This window comes from Nonomuraea sp. NPDC049141, from assembly GCF_040648415.1.
Taxonomy (GTDB): Bacteria; Actinomycetota; Actinomycetes; order Streptosporangiales; family Streptosporangiaceae; genus Nonomuraea.
Window position 1 is genome coordinate 54,683 of record NZ_JBEZDR010000013.1, and the last position, 13,005, is coordinate 67,687.

At 70.0% G+C, this 13,005-nt stretch carries 11 protein-coding genes; 9 read left to right on the forward strand and 2 right to left on the reverse strand.

Annotation, left to right across the window (positions count from 1 at the left end; translation table 11 throughout):
• Positions 1-81: 81 nt before the first annotated feature.
• Positions 82-1,368 (reverse strand): isocitrate lyase, encoded by a 1,287-nt coding sequence (aceA, locus tag AB0B91_RS35545; RefSeq protein ID WP_358329075.1) that lies wholly within the window; start codon positions 1,366-1,368, stop codon positions 82-84.
• Between the two features lie 300 nt (positions 1,369-1,668).
• Here aceA and AB0B91_RS35550 point away from each other — a divergent pair, with 300 nt between their 5' ends.
• The 5 genes from AB0B91_RS35550 (at position 1,669) to AB0B91_RS35570 (ending at position 7,592) form a co-directional block, all read left to right on the forward strand.
• Positions 1,669-3,114 carry a helix-turn-helix domain-containing protein gene (locus tag AB0B91_RS35550; RefSeq protein ID WP_358329817.1) on the forward strand — a complete coding sequence of 482 codons (1,446 nt, stop codon included), beginning with the start codon at positions 1,669-1,671 and terminating at the stop codon, positions 3,112-3,114.
• A gap of 746 nt (positions 3,115-3,860) precedes the next feature.
• Positions 3,861-4,142, forward strand: a complete 282-nt coding sequence (locus AB0B91_RS35555; RefSeq protein WP_358329078.1) for a metal-sensitive transcriptional regulator — start codon at positions 3,861-3,863, stop codon at positions 4,140-4,142.
• An 18-nt stretch (positions 4,143-4,160) separates the two neighbouring features.
• Positions 4,161-4,373, forward strand: a complete 213-nt coding sequence (locus AB0B91_RS35560; protein ID WP_358329081.1) for a cation transporter — start codon at positions 4,161-4,163, stop codon at positions 4,371-4,373.
• A complete protein-coding gene (locus AB0B91_RS35565) occupies positions 4,370-5,329 on the forward strand; it encodes a hypothetical protein (RefSeq protein WP_358329084.1) in 960 nt (319 codons plus the stop codon). Before AB0B91_RS35560 ends, AB0B91_RS35565 begins: the two co-directional genes overlap by 4 nt.
• Before the next feature lie 31 nt (positions 5,330-5,360).
• Positions 5,361-7,592: a heavy metal translocating P-type ATPase gene (locus tag AB0B91_RS35570; RefSeq protein WP_358329087.1), complete on the forward strand. Its 2,232-nt coding sequence runs from the start codon at positions 5,361-5,363 to the stop codon at positions 7,590-7,592.
• A 266-nt stretch (positions 7,593-7,858) separates the two neighbouring features.
• On the opposite strand, the gene AB0B91_RS35575 is transcribed toward AB0B91_RS35570, so the two are convergent.
• Positions 7,859-8,437 carry a TetR family transcriptional regulator gene (locus AB0B91_RS35575; RefSeq protein WP_358329090.1) on the reverse strand — a complete coding sequence of 193 codons (579 nt, stop codon included), beginning with the start codon at positions 8,435-8,437 and terminating at the stop codon, positions 7,859-7,861.
• Positions 8,438-8,525: 88 nt separating this feature from the next.
• Between AB0B91_RS35575 and AB0B91_RS35580 the strand changes: the two genes are divergently transcribed.
• From AB0B91_RS35580 to AB0B91_RS35595, 4 genes are all read left to right on the forward strand, one after another.
• Positions 8,526-9,872, forward strand: coding sequence for an MFS transporter (locus AB0B91_RS35580; protein ID WP_358329093.1), 1,347 nt, complete (start codon positions 8,526-8,528; stop codon positions 9,870-9,872).
• A gap of 154 nt (positions 9,873-10,026) precedes the next feature.
• On the forward strand, positions 10,027-11,235 hold the full coding sequence (locus tag AB0B91_RS35585) for an acyl-CoA dehydrogenase family protein (RefSeq protein WP_358329096.1): 1,209 nt from the start codon (positions 10,027-10,029) through the stop codon (positions 11,233-11,235).
• 242 nt (positions 11,236-11,477) lie between these two features.
• Complete coding sequence (locus tag AB0B91_RS35590; protein WP_358329099.1) at positions 11,478-11,828, forward strand: bifunctional 3-phenylpropionate/cinnamic acid dioxygenase ferredoxin subunit; 351 nt, start codon at positions 11,478-11,480, stop codon at positions 11,826-11,828.
• Positions 11,825-12,997: an FAD-dependent oxidoreductase gene (locus AB0B91_RS35595; RefSeq protein WP_358329102.1), complete on the forward strand. Its 1,173-nt coding sequence runs from the start codon at positions 11,825-11,827 to the stop codon at positions 12,995-12,997. Before AB0B91_RS35590 ends, AB0B91_RS35595 begins: the two co-directional genes overlap by 4 nt.
• The last annotated feature ends 8 nt before the right edge of the window (positions 12,998-13,005 follow it).

Consider the following 13,005-nt stretch of genomic DNA (forward strand, 5'->3'; position numbering starts at 1 on the left):
CCAGGCCGGGGGGAGTCTGGCGCGGCCCATTCGCCGGGGAACCATCCCATGCCCTGGAGGTGGCCGGCGAGATCAGCGGATCTAGTGGCTGAACTGCTCTTCCTCGGTGGAGCCGCGCAGCGCGGTCGTCGAGGAGTCGGGGGCGACGGCGGTGCTGATCAGGTCGAAGTAGCCGGTGCCGACCTCGCGCTGGTGGCGGGTCGCGGTGTAGCCGCGCGACTCGGCCGCGAACTCGGCCTCCTGCAGGTCGACGTACGCGGTCATGCCGTCGTTGGCGTACCCCTGTGCCAGGCTGAACATCGAGTAGTTCAGCGAGTGGAAGCCGGCCAGCGTAATGAACTGGAATTTGTACCCCATATGCCCCAGCTCCCGCTGGAACTTGGCGATCGTGGAGTCGTCCAGGTGCTTCTTCCAGTTGAACGACGGTGAGCAGTTGTAGGCCAGCATTTGGTCCGGGTACTCCGCCTTGATGGCCTCGGCGAACTCGCGGGCCACGTCGAGGTCGGGCGTGCCGGTCTCCATCCAGAGCAGGTCGGAGTGCGGCGAGTAGGCCAGGCCGCGCGCGATGCACGACTTGACGCCGTTGCGGACCCGGTAGAAGCCCTCGGCGGTCCGCTCGCCGGTGGCGAACGCCTGGTCGCGGGGGTCCACGTCGCTGGTCAGGAGCGTCGCGGCCTGGGCGTCGGTCCGCGCGATGATCAGAGTCGGGACACCGGCCACGTCGGCGGCCAGGCGGGCGGCGTTCAGCGTCTTGACGTGCTGGCCGGTCGGGATCAGCACCTTGCCGCCCAGGTGGCCGCACTTCTTCTCGGAGGCGAGCTGGTCCTCCCAGTGCACGCCCGCCGCGCCTGCGGCGATCATGCCCTTCATGAGCTCGTACGCGTTCAGCACGCCACCGAACCCCGCCTCGGCGTCCGCCACGATCGGCGCCAGCCAGTGCGGCCCGTCCTGGAGGCCCTCCGACCAGGTGATCTGGTCGGCACGCAGCAACGCGTTGTTGATCCGGCGCACGACGGCGGGCACGGAGTTCGCCGGATAGAGGCTCTGGTCCGGGTAGGTCTGGCCGCCCAGGTTCGCGTCGGCCGCGACCTGCCAGCCGGACAGGTAGATGGCCTGCAGCCCGGCCTTCACCTGCTGGACCGCCTGGTTTCCGGTGAGCGCGCCGAGCGCGTGCACGTAGTCCTCGGTCTGCAGGAGGTTCCACAGCCGCTCGGCGCCGCGCCGGGCCAGCGTGTGCTCCTCCTGGACGCTTCCGCGCAGCCTGATCACGTCCTCGGCGCGATAAGTCCGTTCGACGCCCGCCCAGCGAGGGTCGCTGTCCCATTCGTCCTGCAGCTGCTCAGCAGCTCCCTTGAGGCGATCGTTCATTTTGCACTCCTTTGTCGTCCCCTGGGGCCTGTGCCGAGTCTGTGCCCGGGCGGGTAGGGGCCAATAGCCTGCTCTGGCCAGAAGAAGCGGCGAATTTCTGCTGATATGAATACTCGCGGGTATTCAGCCGAGAATAAAAGCCAAGTTTTCCCAATGGACTAGACCAATGTCATGAGGCGACGGCTCCCCTCCGTGGTCCCAAGACACCTCCGGCCCTGGTCCTCCGATGTCTAGAAAATGGCTGGAATTTCTGTCTAAGATGCTCACATGGCGTCCTTGCTAGGCGAAGAACCGCTGTCTTTGACGCAGGAGCTCGATCTCATCGCGTTTGGGCAACGCCTTCGCCACCTGCGCAAACAGCGTGGTCTGACCCTTTCCGACCTGGGGTCGCGGGTCAGCAGGGCGCCCAGCCAGCTGTCGCTGCTGGAGAACGGCAAGCGCGAACCGAAGCTCACGCTGCTCAAATCCCTGGCGGCCGCGCTGGGCGTCCCCGTCGAGGAGCTGCTGCGCCGCCAGCCGCCGAACCGCCGCGCCCAGCTCGAGATCGCGCTGGAAGAGGCCCAGCGCGACCCGATCTACGCGAGCCTCGGCCTGCCGCGGCTCAAGGTCTCCGCGCGCGTCCCGAACGACGTCCTCGAACACCTCCTCGGCCTGTACGGCGAGCTGCGCGCGAGGCAAGCACGGGGCACCGCCACCCCGGAAGAGGCCAGAGCCGCGAACGCCGAGCTGAGGCGCCGCCAGCGCGAGGTCGGCAACTACTTCCCCGAGATCGAGAAGGCCGCCGCCGAGGCGCTGACCTCGGTCGGCTACCGCACCGGCGCCCTGTCGCAGAGCATGATCCAGGGCCTGGTCACCCATTTCGGCTTCACGGTGCACACCGCCCAGGACCTCCCCAGGTCCGTACGTTCCATCACGGACCTCCGCAACCGCCGCATCTACGTCAAGCACGAGCAGCTCGGCATGCATACCCCCCGGACGATCCTGCTGCAGACCCTCGGCCACCTCGCGCTCGGCCACGGCAAGCCACGCGACTTCGCCGACTTCCTGCGCCAGCGCACCGAGGCCAACTACTTCGCCGCCGCCGTGCTCGTACCGGAGAAGGCCGCCGCCCTCTACCTGCAGGAGGCCAAGTCGAACCGGGCGCTGTCGGTGGAGGACCTGCGCGACGTGTTCGCCGTGTCGTATGAGATGGCCGCCCACCGCTTCACGAACCTGGCCACCCACCACCTCGACCTGGTCTGCCACTTCGTCCGCAACGACGCGGGCGGCACGATCTACAAGGCGTACGAGAACGACGGGATCGTCTTCCCCGCCGACGAGCAGGGGGCGATCGAGGGGCAGCGGATGTGCCTGCAGTGGTCGGGGCGCCAGGTGTTCTCCTCGCCGGACCGGTTCTCGGTGTTCTACCAGTACTCGGATTCGCCCACGGGCACCTATTTCTGCGTCGCGCACGTGGACCCGTCGCGGGAGCGGGACTTCGCGATCACGCTCGGGGTGCCGTTCAGGGAGTCGCGGTGGTTCCGGGGCAGGGAGACCACCAACCGCACCAAATCCAACTGCCCGACCGGCGACTGCTGCCGCCGCCCGCCTACTGAACTGGCCGAACGCTGGGAGGGCTACGCCTGGCCGTCGGCCCGCGCCAACTCGCACGTTCTGGCCGCCCTGCCGCCGGGGTCGTTCCCGGGGGTGGACGAGGCCGACGTCTACACCTTCCTGGAACGGCACGCGGCCGCGACCGCTTCCTGACGTCGTCCTCGTACGCCGGAGAGATCGCGCAGCGCCGCCTCGACACTCGGCCGACTCAGGAGTGGGCGCCGCTGGGCTTGGGCCGGCATGGTCAGTGCACCCGGCAGCGGCGTGCCGGTATGCATTCGGCGATGCTTCGCCCTTGGCCTGGTGAGACCGCCTTGCCTGCCCTGCACGTGGCGGCGGGCCTGCGGTACTGGCTTGTGGGACCGGCTTGTGAGATCGGCTTGTGGGATCGGCCGCTCCTGATGCCCAGCGCCGCCAAGACCTTCGCCCGATGCTGCTGCAGATGGAGGCACGCCGCCCGCCAAGGACGTAGCTTGGCCGCTGGCTCGTCCCGGCCGGGGAAGCTCGCCATCGCCTGATCGACCGCGCCTGATCGACCGCGCCTGATCGACCGCGCCTGATCGACCGCGCCTGATCGACCGCGCCTGGCCGGCCGTGCCTGATCGGCTACGCCTGTCGACCCCGCTGGCCGGCTGCGGCCTGCCTACCGGCCGCCGGGTCGACCGCGCCCGACTGGCTGCGGCTGGTCTCGGCTCACTTCGGTCCGCCGCGATCTTCTCGCGACCCCCGCGATCTCCTCACGATCCCCGCGATCCCGCCGCTGACCTGCGGGTTGCCTGGGTCGGGTTGTCGAGTCGTCCCCCGCATCCGCAGACAGAGGCGAGCTCATGGGCCGCGCTTTGTATAGGGTAGGGGGGTATGGTAATGTCCATCAAAGAAGCGCGGGAGGGGAGAAGCGGATGACCGGCTACGCCCACAGCAAGCAAGACCACCAACGACGACTGCGCCGGGTGGAGGGTCAGATCCGCGGCCTGCAGCGGATGGTGGACGAGGACAAATACTGCATCGACATCCTCACCCAGGTCTCCGCGGCGACCAGCGCGCTGCAGTCGTTCGCCCTCTCCCTGCTCGAAGAGCACCTGAGTCACTGCGTCGCCGAGGCCACGCTCAAGGGCGGCCCCGAGGCCCAGGCCAAGGTCAAAGAGGCCAGTGACGCCATCGCCCGTCTTGTTCGTTCCTGACTTGAAAGGTTGATCGATATGAGCACCGCCACCTACACCGTCAAGGGCATGACCTGCGGCCACTGCGTCAGCTCGGTCAAGGAAGAGGTCGGCGAGGTCCCCGGCGTCACGGGCGTCGAGGTCGATCTGGCCAGCGGCCTGCTGACCGTCGGAAGTGAGAGCCCGATCGACGAGGCGAAGATCGTCGCCGCGGTCGAGGAGGCCGGATACGAAGTGGCGATTCCCTCGTGAACGCCGCAGCCAAGCTCGGCGCCTACGTCCTGGGGCTGGCCGTCATCTTCGGCGGCGCCCTGGGCGTGGGCAGCGCGGTCGGCGAAGTGGCCCCGGCTCCGGCCGAGGAGGGCCACGGTGCCGCCCACTCCACCGAGACGGCGGCCGTGGCGCAAGCGGATACCCCCGGAGGGCTTCAGATGTCCGAGAACGGCTACACGCTCACCCCTCTGACCTCCACGATCCGCCCCGGCGAGCCCACCGACTTCCAGTTCAAGGTGACCGGCCCCGGCGGCGGGCCGGTGACCGACTACCAGGTGAAGCACGACAAGAAGCTGCACTTCATCGTGGTCTCCCGCGACCTGACGAGCTTCCAGCACGTGCACCCGGCCGAAGCCGGCGGCGGCGTCTGGACGATCAAGCTGACGCTGCCCGAGCCGGGCGCCTACCGCGCCTTCGCCGACTTCGCCCCCACGGGCGCCGACGGGCTGACGCTGGGCACGGACGTGCTCGTCGCCGGTGACTACGCGCCCAAGGCGCTCCCGCCGGTCGGCCGTACGTCCACCGTGGACGGCTACACCGTCACCCTCGACGGCGACCTGATCCCCGGCCAGGCCAGCAAGCTCACCCTCAAGGTCAGCAAGGACGGCAAGCCCGTCACCGACCTGCAGCCCTACCTCGGCGCCTACGGCCACCTGGTCGCACTGCGCGGCGGGGACCTGGCCTACCTGCACGTACACCCCGACGGCGCCCCCGGCGACGGCAAGACCGCCGCGGGTCCGGAGATAACCTTCTATGCCGAGGTGCCCAGCGGCGGCGACTACCGGCTGTTCCTCGACTTCCAGCACGAGGGCACCGTACGGACCGCCGACTTCACCGCCAAGGCGGCCCCCGCCCCGGCGGGCACGCCGGCCTCCGCACCGGCGACCCCCGCACCAGCGACCCCCGCACCAGCGACCACCCACGGCGAACACTGACCAGGACGCGACGCGAGAAAGGAGAAAGGTGATGTCTCCCCTCACCGATGACCGGCCACACAACGCGGTCGAACTCTCGATCGGTGGCATGACCTGCGCGTCCTGCGCCAACCGGATCGAGCGCAAGCTCAACAAGATGGACGGCGTGACGGCGACGGTCAACTACGCGACGGAGAAGGCGAAAGTCACTTTCTCCAGCGACGTCGATGCGCAGCAGCTCATCTCGGAAGTGGAGAAGGCCGGCTACACCGCCGCGCTGCCCGCACCACCCAAGACCGATGCGGAGACCGCCGACCAGGAGCCGCAGGACGAGCTCCGGCCGCTGCGCGAGCGGCTGGTCACCTCGGTGGTGCTGGCCGTGCCGGTGATCGCGATGGCGATGATCCCGCCGCTGCAGTTCACCAACTGGCAGTGGCTGTCGCTGACGCTGGCCGCGCCGGTGGTGGTCTACGCGGGCTGGCCGTTCCACAAGGCCGCCTGGACCAACCTGCGCCATGGCGCGGCGACGATGGACACGCTGATCTCGGTCGGCACCATCGCCGCGCTCGGCTGGTCGCTGTGGGCCCTGTTCTTCGGTACGGCCGGGACCCCCGGCATGACGCATCCGTTCGAGTTCACGATCCAGCGCACCGACGGCTCCGGCAACATCTACCTGGAGGCCGCCGCGGGGGTGACCGCGTTCATCCTGGCCGGCCGCTACTTCGAGGCGCGCTCCAAGCGCCGCGCCGGAGCGGCCCTGCGCGCCCTGCTGGAACTGGGCGCCAAGGAGGTCTCGGTGCTGCGCGACGGCGTCGAGACCCGCATCCCCGCCGACCAGCTCCAGGCCGGCGACACGTTCGTCGTGCGGCCCGGCGAGAAGATCGCCACCGACGGCGTGATCGAGGAGGGCGCCTCGGCCGTCGACGCCTCGATGCTGACCGGCGAGTCGGTGCCGGTGGAGGTACGGCCCGGCGACGCGGTCACCGGCGCCACCGTGAACGCGGGCGGTCGGCTCGTGGTCCGCGCGACCCGGGTCGGTGCCGACACCCAGCTCGCCCAGATGGCCAAGCTCGTGGAAGAGGCGCAGACCGGCAAGGCGCAGGTCCAGCGGCTGGCCGACCGCATCTCCGGCATCTTCGTGCCCATCGTGATCGGCCTCGCGGTCGCCACCCTGGGCTTCTGGCTCGGCACCGGCGGCGGGGCCGGGGCGGCGTTCACCGCGGCGGTGGCCGTACTGATCATCGCCTGCCCGTGCGCCCTCGGCCTGGCCACTCCGACGGCGCTGCTGGTCGGCACCGGCAGGGGCGCCCAGCTCGGCATCCTGATCAAGGGGCCGGAGGTGCTGGAGTCCACGCGCCGGATCGACACGATCGTGCTGGACAAGACCGGCACGGTCACCGAGGGCAAGATGACCCTCACCAGCGTGCACCTGGCCGACGGCGAGAACCGCGACGAGGTCCTCAGACTCGCCGGCGCGCTGGAACACGCCTCCGAGCACCCGATCGCCCAGGCCATCGCCCGGGCGGCCGGCTCCGACGCCGTGGTCGAGGACTTCGCCAACATCGAGGGTCTCGGCGTGCAGGGCATCGTCGACGGGCACGCGGTGCTGGTCGGCCGCCCGAAGCTGCTCACGGAATGGTCGCAGCACCTGCCCGTGGACCTGGAACGCAAGCTGGCCGACGAGCAGGCCGCGGGCCGCACGGCGGTGGCGGTGGGCTGGGACGGTCAGGCGCGCGCGGTGCTCGTGGTGGCCGACGTGATCAAGCCGACCAGCAAGGAGGCCATCGGGCAACTACGTGGCCTGGGCCTGACCCCGGTGCTGCTGACCGGTGACAACGAGGCCGTGGCCAGGACGGTCGCGGCCGAGGTGGGCATCGACGAGGTGATCGCGGAGGTGCTGCCCGCCGACAAGGTGGACGTGGTCAAGCGGCTCCAGGGCGAGGGCAAGGTGGTGGCCATGGTCGGCGACGGCGTCAACGACGCCGCCGCGCTGGCCCAGGCCGATCTCGGCCTCGCCATGGGCACCGGCACCGACGCGGCCATCGAGGCCGCCGACCTGACGCTGGTCCGCGGCGACCTGCGGGTGACGGCCGACGCCCTCCGGCTGTCCCGCCGGACACTTGGGACGATCAAGACGAACCTGTTCTGGGCATTCGCCTACAACGTGGCCGCCCTGCCGCTGGCCGCGCTCGGCCTGCTCAACCCGATGATCGCCGGAGCCGCGATGGCGTTCTCCAGCGTCTTCGTGGTCAGCAACAGCTTGCGGCTGCGCCGGTTCAGGTAACGATGATCGAAGGTGGCCGGGGGTTGTTCGCCTCCGGTCACTTCGGCGTTCTGGTTCAGCGGGGCTTTTCGCCGTCTTGTTGCGGCGCCCGGCCCTGTGCGGGCTCAGCGGCCGTATTCCTGGAGGTCCTCAGCCCTGGTCGGCGGGTGGGTCTTCCCGGGCTTGCCGTACAAGAGGAATGTCGTTAAAAACGGGAAGGTCCGCGCGGCCCTTATGAAACCCGCAGGCCTTAAGAAACGGGCCGTCCCTAAGGAACGCGCGGTCCATTAAGAATCGGGCGCTGCCAGGGCGGCGGCTTGGTCGCGGAGGGCGAGGCGGGTCTCGGGGGAGTCTGCGTCGTCGCCCAACATGATGCGCGCGAGCTGCGGCATCATCGACTGGAACAACGCCAGCCCCGTCAGCAGGAACAACCTGCGCGCCGTCGCCGCGTCCGGCTCCTCGCCCCGGCCCTCGGCGAGCGAGGCCGTCTTGCGCGCGCACCGCGCGACGCGGGCCTCCTGGCCGGGGAGCAGGTCCTGGCCGCGGTAGTTGAGCGCCTCCCACATCAGCAGGCGCACCAGGTCGGGGTGCTCGCGGTAGTAGTCGGTCAGCCTGGCCACGTAGGCGGCCGGATCGGCACCCGGTAGCGCGATCTGCGCGGTCAGGTCGTCGAGCGCCTCGGTGATGACCGCGTCGAACAGCTTCTCCTTGTTGCCGAAGTGGCCGTAGATGCGCTCCTTGTTGACGCCTGCGCGCTCGGCGATGCGATCCACGCGGGCGCCCGCGATGCCGTACGCGGCGAACTCCTCCCGCGCGGCCTCCAGGAGAGCGGCCCGGGTGGCGGCGGTCGAGACCTTGGGTGCCATGGTGTCCATCTTGCCACGACCAACTGGTTGGTTGTAACCCAACCGAACGGTTGACATCCAACTAGTTGGTTGGCTACCGTCCCGGCACATGACTATTTCCTCTCCTCGTATGGCCCGCGGCCGGCGCGCCGCCCGCAAAGGCCTGCGTCCGGCCTCGGCGATCCGTGATGGGGCGGCTCCCACGGCCGCTGCTCGCGATGGTGTGGGTTCCATTCCGGCCGGCGTCGGCGAACGGGCGCGTGTTGAGACCGCCGGAGGTGCGGCGGCGTTCGGGCGGACGATGGTGGCCTTCGTGCTCACCGCCGTCCTCGTCAGCGGTCAGTTGTACGTCGTGATCCCGCTTTTGCACGACATGGCGAGCGGGTGGGGCGCATCCACCAGTGCCTTGACCTGGCTGGTCACCGCCTTCGGTATCGGGTATGGCGTCGGTTTCCTGGTGTTCGGTCCGTTGTCCGACCGGTTCGGGCGCAGGCGACTGCTCATGCTGGGCCTGCCGCTGGCCGCCGTCGCCACCGCGCTGGTGGCCGTGAGTCCCTCTCCCGAGGTGGCCTTCGTGCTGCGGGCGGTGCAGGGGGTGGTCGTGGCGATGTTCCCGCCGGCGGGTATGGCGTACCTGGTCGAGCGCATCGAGCCGAGGCGCAGGGTGGTGGCGATCGCCGCGGTGACCGGCGCGTTCCTCGCCTCGGCCGTACTGCTGCAGGTAGCCGCGCAGGTGCTGGTGGAGGTGATCGGCTGGCGGGGCCTGTTCGGGCTGTCGGCGGCCGGGTTCGCGCTGGCCGCGCTCGGCTTGCGGGCCGTCATGCTGCCAGACCTGCCGGGTGAGGGGACGGGGTCGCTGCTGTCGGTGTACCGGTCGGTGCCGGGGTTGCTGTTCGACCGGGTGCTGCTGCTGCGGTACGTCGCGACGATCGTGTTGATGGTTGGCTTCGTGGCCGTCTACACCGGATTGCAGATCTACGGCATGGCGACGCCGCGCGAACTGCTCCTGCTGCGCGCCGGTGGCCTTCCCTCGATCGTGCTCATGCCGCTGCTCATGCCCTGGCTGGGCCGGGTCTCGGCGACCACTCGGGCGGTGTCGCTGCTGTTCGCGGGGGCCGTCGCGCTGGCCGTCGTCGGCTGGACGGCAGCCGCCGCGCTGGGCCTGGTGCTCCTGCTCGCCGTCTATGTCGCCTCGATCACGGGTGGACTGCCGAGCCTCAATGAAGCGGTCTCCGCACGGGCGGGGCGGGCGCGGGGCACGGCTCTGGCGCTGTTCTCCTTCGCGCTCGCCGTCGGTGGCAGCGTCGGTCCCCAGGTCGCCGCCGCGTTCGGCGGGTTCGGCCCGCTCATGTACGGCCTGTCGATCGCGATGGTTCTGGCCGCAGTCGCCGTACTGGCCTCGACCCTGCCCAGGCGCCCGGCCGCAGCGGAGGCGGCGGCCGTGCGCGGTCACTGACGGTAGCGGGCGTTGGCGGGGGTGCGGACTGCGCCGAAGCCGACTTCCGGTGGGAGCTACTGGCCGGTACGGTGTTACCAACGGTAACGGCCGGGAGTCTGCGTGCCGTACCTTCGTCAGGCGCCTTTAACGCGATATTTCAGGGAGTAACGACATGGGCGGCTTCAGTCCGGAGTTGAGCGATGACGTCGCCGAGGTGCGCGACTGGGTGCACGACTTCGCCCTCGACGTGATCCGCCCGGCGGGCGCGGAGTGGGACGAACGCGAGGAAACCCCCTGGCCCGTCATCCAGGAGGCCGCCAAGATCGGCCTGTACTCGCTCGACTTCTTCGCCACCCAGTGGTTCGAGGAGAGCGGCCTGGCGCTGCCGGTGGCCTTCGAGGAGATCTTCTGGGGTGACGCGGGCATCGGCCTGTCCATCGTCGGCACCGGCCTGGCCGCCGCCGCCCTGTCCGCGAACGGCACTCCGGAGCAGATGGGGGAGTGGCTGCCGCAGATGTTCGGCACGGAGAACGACGTCAAGCTCGGCGCCTTCTGCGCCTCGGAGCCGGACGCGGGTTCCGACGTCGGGTCGATCCGTACCCGCGCCGTGTACTCCGGCGGCGACTGGGTCCTGAACGGCGTCAAGACCTGGGCCACCAACGGCGGCATCGCGAACGTCCACGTCGTGGTCGCCTCGGTGGAACCGTCGCTGGGCACCCGAGGCCAGGCCACCTTCGTCATCCCGCCCGGCACTCCCGGCCTGTCGATGGGGCAGAAGTTCCGCAAACACGGCATCCGCGCCTCCCACACCGCCGAGGTGGTCCTGGACAACGTTCGCATCCCCGGCTCCTGCCTCCTGGGCGGCAAGGACAAGCTCGACGCTCGTCTCGCCCGCGTACGCAACGGCGAACGTGCCGGCGAGCAGGGGGCGATGCGTACGTTCGAAACCACCCGCCCCTCGGTGGCCGCCATGGCGGTCGGCATCGCGCGGGCCGCCTTCGAGTACGCCAGGGACTACGCGCGGGAACGCGAGCAGTTCGGCCGGAAGATCGGCGAGAACCAGGCGATCGCCTTCCTCCTCGCCGACATGGCGACCCGCGTGGACATGGCCCGGCTGCTGACGTGGCGTGCGGCGTGGATGGCCCGGAAGGGCAGGCAGTTCGGGCAGGCAGAGGGCTCGATGTCCAAGCTGGTGGCGGGGGAGACGGCGGTCTGGGTGACGGAGCAGGCGATCCAGATCCTGGGCGGGGCGGGGTACACGAGGGAGCATCCGGTGGAGCGTTTCCACCGGGATGCCAAGATCTACACCATTTTCGAAGGGACGTCCGAGATTCAGCGGTTGATCATCGGCCGCGCCGTCACCGGCCTGCCCGTTCGTTGATCGCGTCGTAACAGCTTCTGGTGACGGCCGGTCCCTTGCCGGGACCGGCCTTTTGCCGTGCGCTCAGACCGCCGGGCGGCGTGACATGACGGCTGGCCGGTTCCTAGGCGAGACTGGCCGCAATCGGGCTAATCGGAAACCCCATCGGAAGTCATCGCAAACAGTCTTGACATCCGCATTCCACACCCTCAATCTGTTGCGTATAGCGCTAGACGTTGCTCGTTGTGAAACCGGGGTGTGAGATGATCCCAGCGTGCCCTCTCGCGTCGCTGCCGCGAGGCGAGGCCCTCCGTCTCGATATCGATCCGCCCATAGCGGTCTTCCACACGGACGAGGGCGACATCCTGGCGATCGACGACACCTGCACCCATCAGGATGCCTCGCTGGCCGACGGCTGGCTGGAGGGCTGCGAGGTCGAGTGCCCGCTGCACGCCTCGCGGTTCAACCTGCGCACCGGCGAGGTGGACGCTCCTCCCGCGAAGCGGCCGGTCCGCATCCACCAGGTCGTCGTCGAGAACGACGTCATCTACGTCGTGCCGTCGGACGCGCCGCCCAACCTGCCGCCGGGCGTCACCCTGAAAGGGCAGGCGTGAACACGGTCTGCGTGGTCGGCGCCTCGCTGGCCGGGCTGCTGACGGCGCGGGCCCTGCGGAGCCAGGGCTATGGGGGGCGGCTGGTCGTCGTCGGCGCCGAGGAGCACCGGCCCTACGACCGGCCACCCCTGTCCAAGGACTTCCTCAAGGGCGCGATCGATGAGGCCGACCTGGCGCTGGAGGGCGATGCCGAGCACCAGGACATCGAATGGCGGCTGGGTGTGGCCGCCACCGGCCTGGACGCGATCGCCCGCCGGATCACGCTGAGCGACGGCACGTCGCTCGTGGCGGACGGCATCGTGATCGCCACCGGCGCGGCGGCGCGCACGCTGCCGGGGACGGAGGCGCTGCGCGGGGTGCACACGCTGCGCACCCTCGACGACGCTCGCGCGCTGCGCGCCGACCTGGCGACCGCCAGGAGGCTGGTGGTGATCGGCGGCGGCTTCATCGGCGCCGAGGTCGCCGCCACCGCCCGCGAACTCGGCCTCGAGGTGACCCTCGTCGAATCGGGGGAGGCGCCACTGGCCTCCGTCGTCGGCCGCACGATGGGGCGTGTCGTCGCCGACCTGCACGAGCGGCACGGCGTCCGGCTGGTACGCCACGCGTACGTCACCGAGGTGACCGGAACGGACCGGGCCGATGGCGTACGGCTGGCCGACGGCACGCACCTGCCCGCCGATGTCGTGGTCGTCGGGATCGGCGCGGTGCCCAGCACCGGCTGGCTCCACGGAAGCGGTGTCGACCTGGGCGACGGGGTGCTCTGCGACGAGGGCGGCGGCACCTCCGCGCCGGGCATCGTCGCGGTCGGCGACTGCGCGGCCTGGTACGACCCGGCATGGGGCGGGCACCACCGGGTCGAACACTGGACCGGCGCCCGCCAGCGGGCCGCCGTCGCGGCGGCGACGCTGCTGTCCGGCGGCACCGCCCGCCCCGAGCCCGCGCGTCCGGCCTACTTCTGGTCCGACCAGTTCGACGTGAAGATCCAGTTCATCGGGCACGCCGGCGACGCCGACACGGTGACCGTGGAGGAGGGCGACCCGGCGGAGCACAGCTTCCTCGCCGTCTACCGGCAGGGGGAGCGGCTCGTGGCGGTGCTGGGCGTCAACCAGGTCCGGCTGTTCACCCGCTGGCGCCGCCACTTGGAGACCGCGCCGGTCCAGACCGGCTGAAACAGGAG

Bases quoted from the DNA above. Each gene is read 5' to 3' on its own strand.
- aceA (WP_358329075.1), bottom strand. From the start codon at position 1,368: ATGAACGATCGCCTCAAGGGAGCTGCTGAGCAGCTGCAGGACGAATGG.
- AB0B91_RS35555 (WP_358329078.1), top strand. From the start codon at position 3,861: ATGACCGGCTACGCCCACAGCAAGCAAGACCACCAACGACGACTGCGC.
- AB0B91_RS35560 (WP_358329081.1), top strand. From the start codon at position 4,161: ATGAGCACCGCCACCTACACCGTCAAGGGCATGACCTGCGGCCACTGC.
- AB0B91_RS35570 (WP_358329087.1), top strand. From the start codon at position 5,361: ATGTCTCCCCTCACCGATGACCGGCCACACAACGCGGTCGAACTCTCG.
- AB0B91_RS35575 (WP_358329090.1), bottom strand. From the start codon at position 8,437: ATGGCACCCAAGGTCTCGACCGCCGCCACCCGGGCCGCTCTCCTGGAG.
- AB0B91_RS35580 (WP_358329093.1), top strand. From the start codon at position 8,526: ATGACTATTTCCTCTCCTCGTATGGCCCGCGGCCGGCGCGCCGCCCGC.
- AB0B91_RS35585 (WP_358329096.1), top strand. From the start codon at position 10,027: ATGGGCGGCTTCAGTCCGGAGTTGAGCGATGACGTCGCCGAGGTGCGC.
- AB0B91_RS35590 (WP_358329099.1), top strand. From the start codon at position 11,478: ATGATCCCAGCGTGCCCTCTCGCGTCGCTGCCGCGAGGCGAGGCCCTC.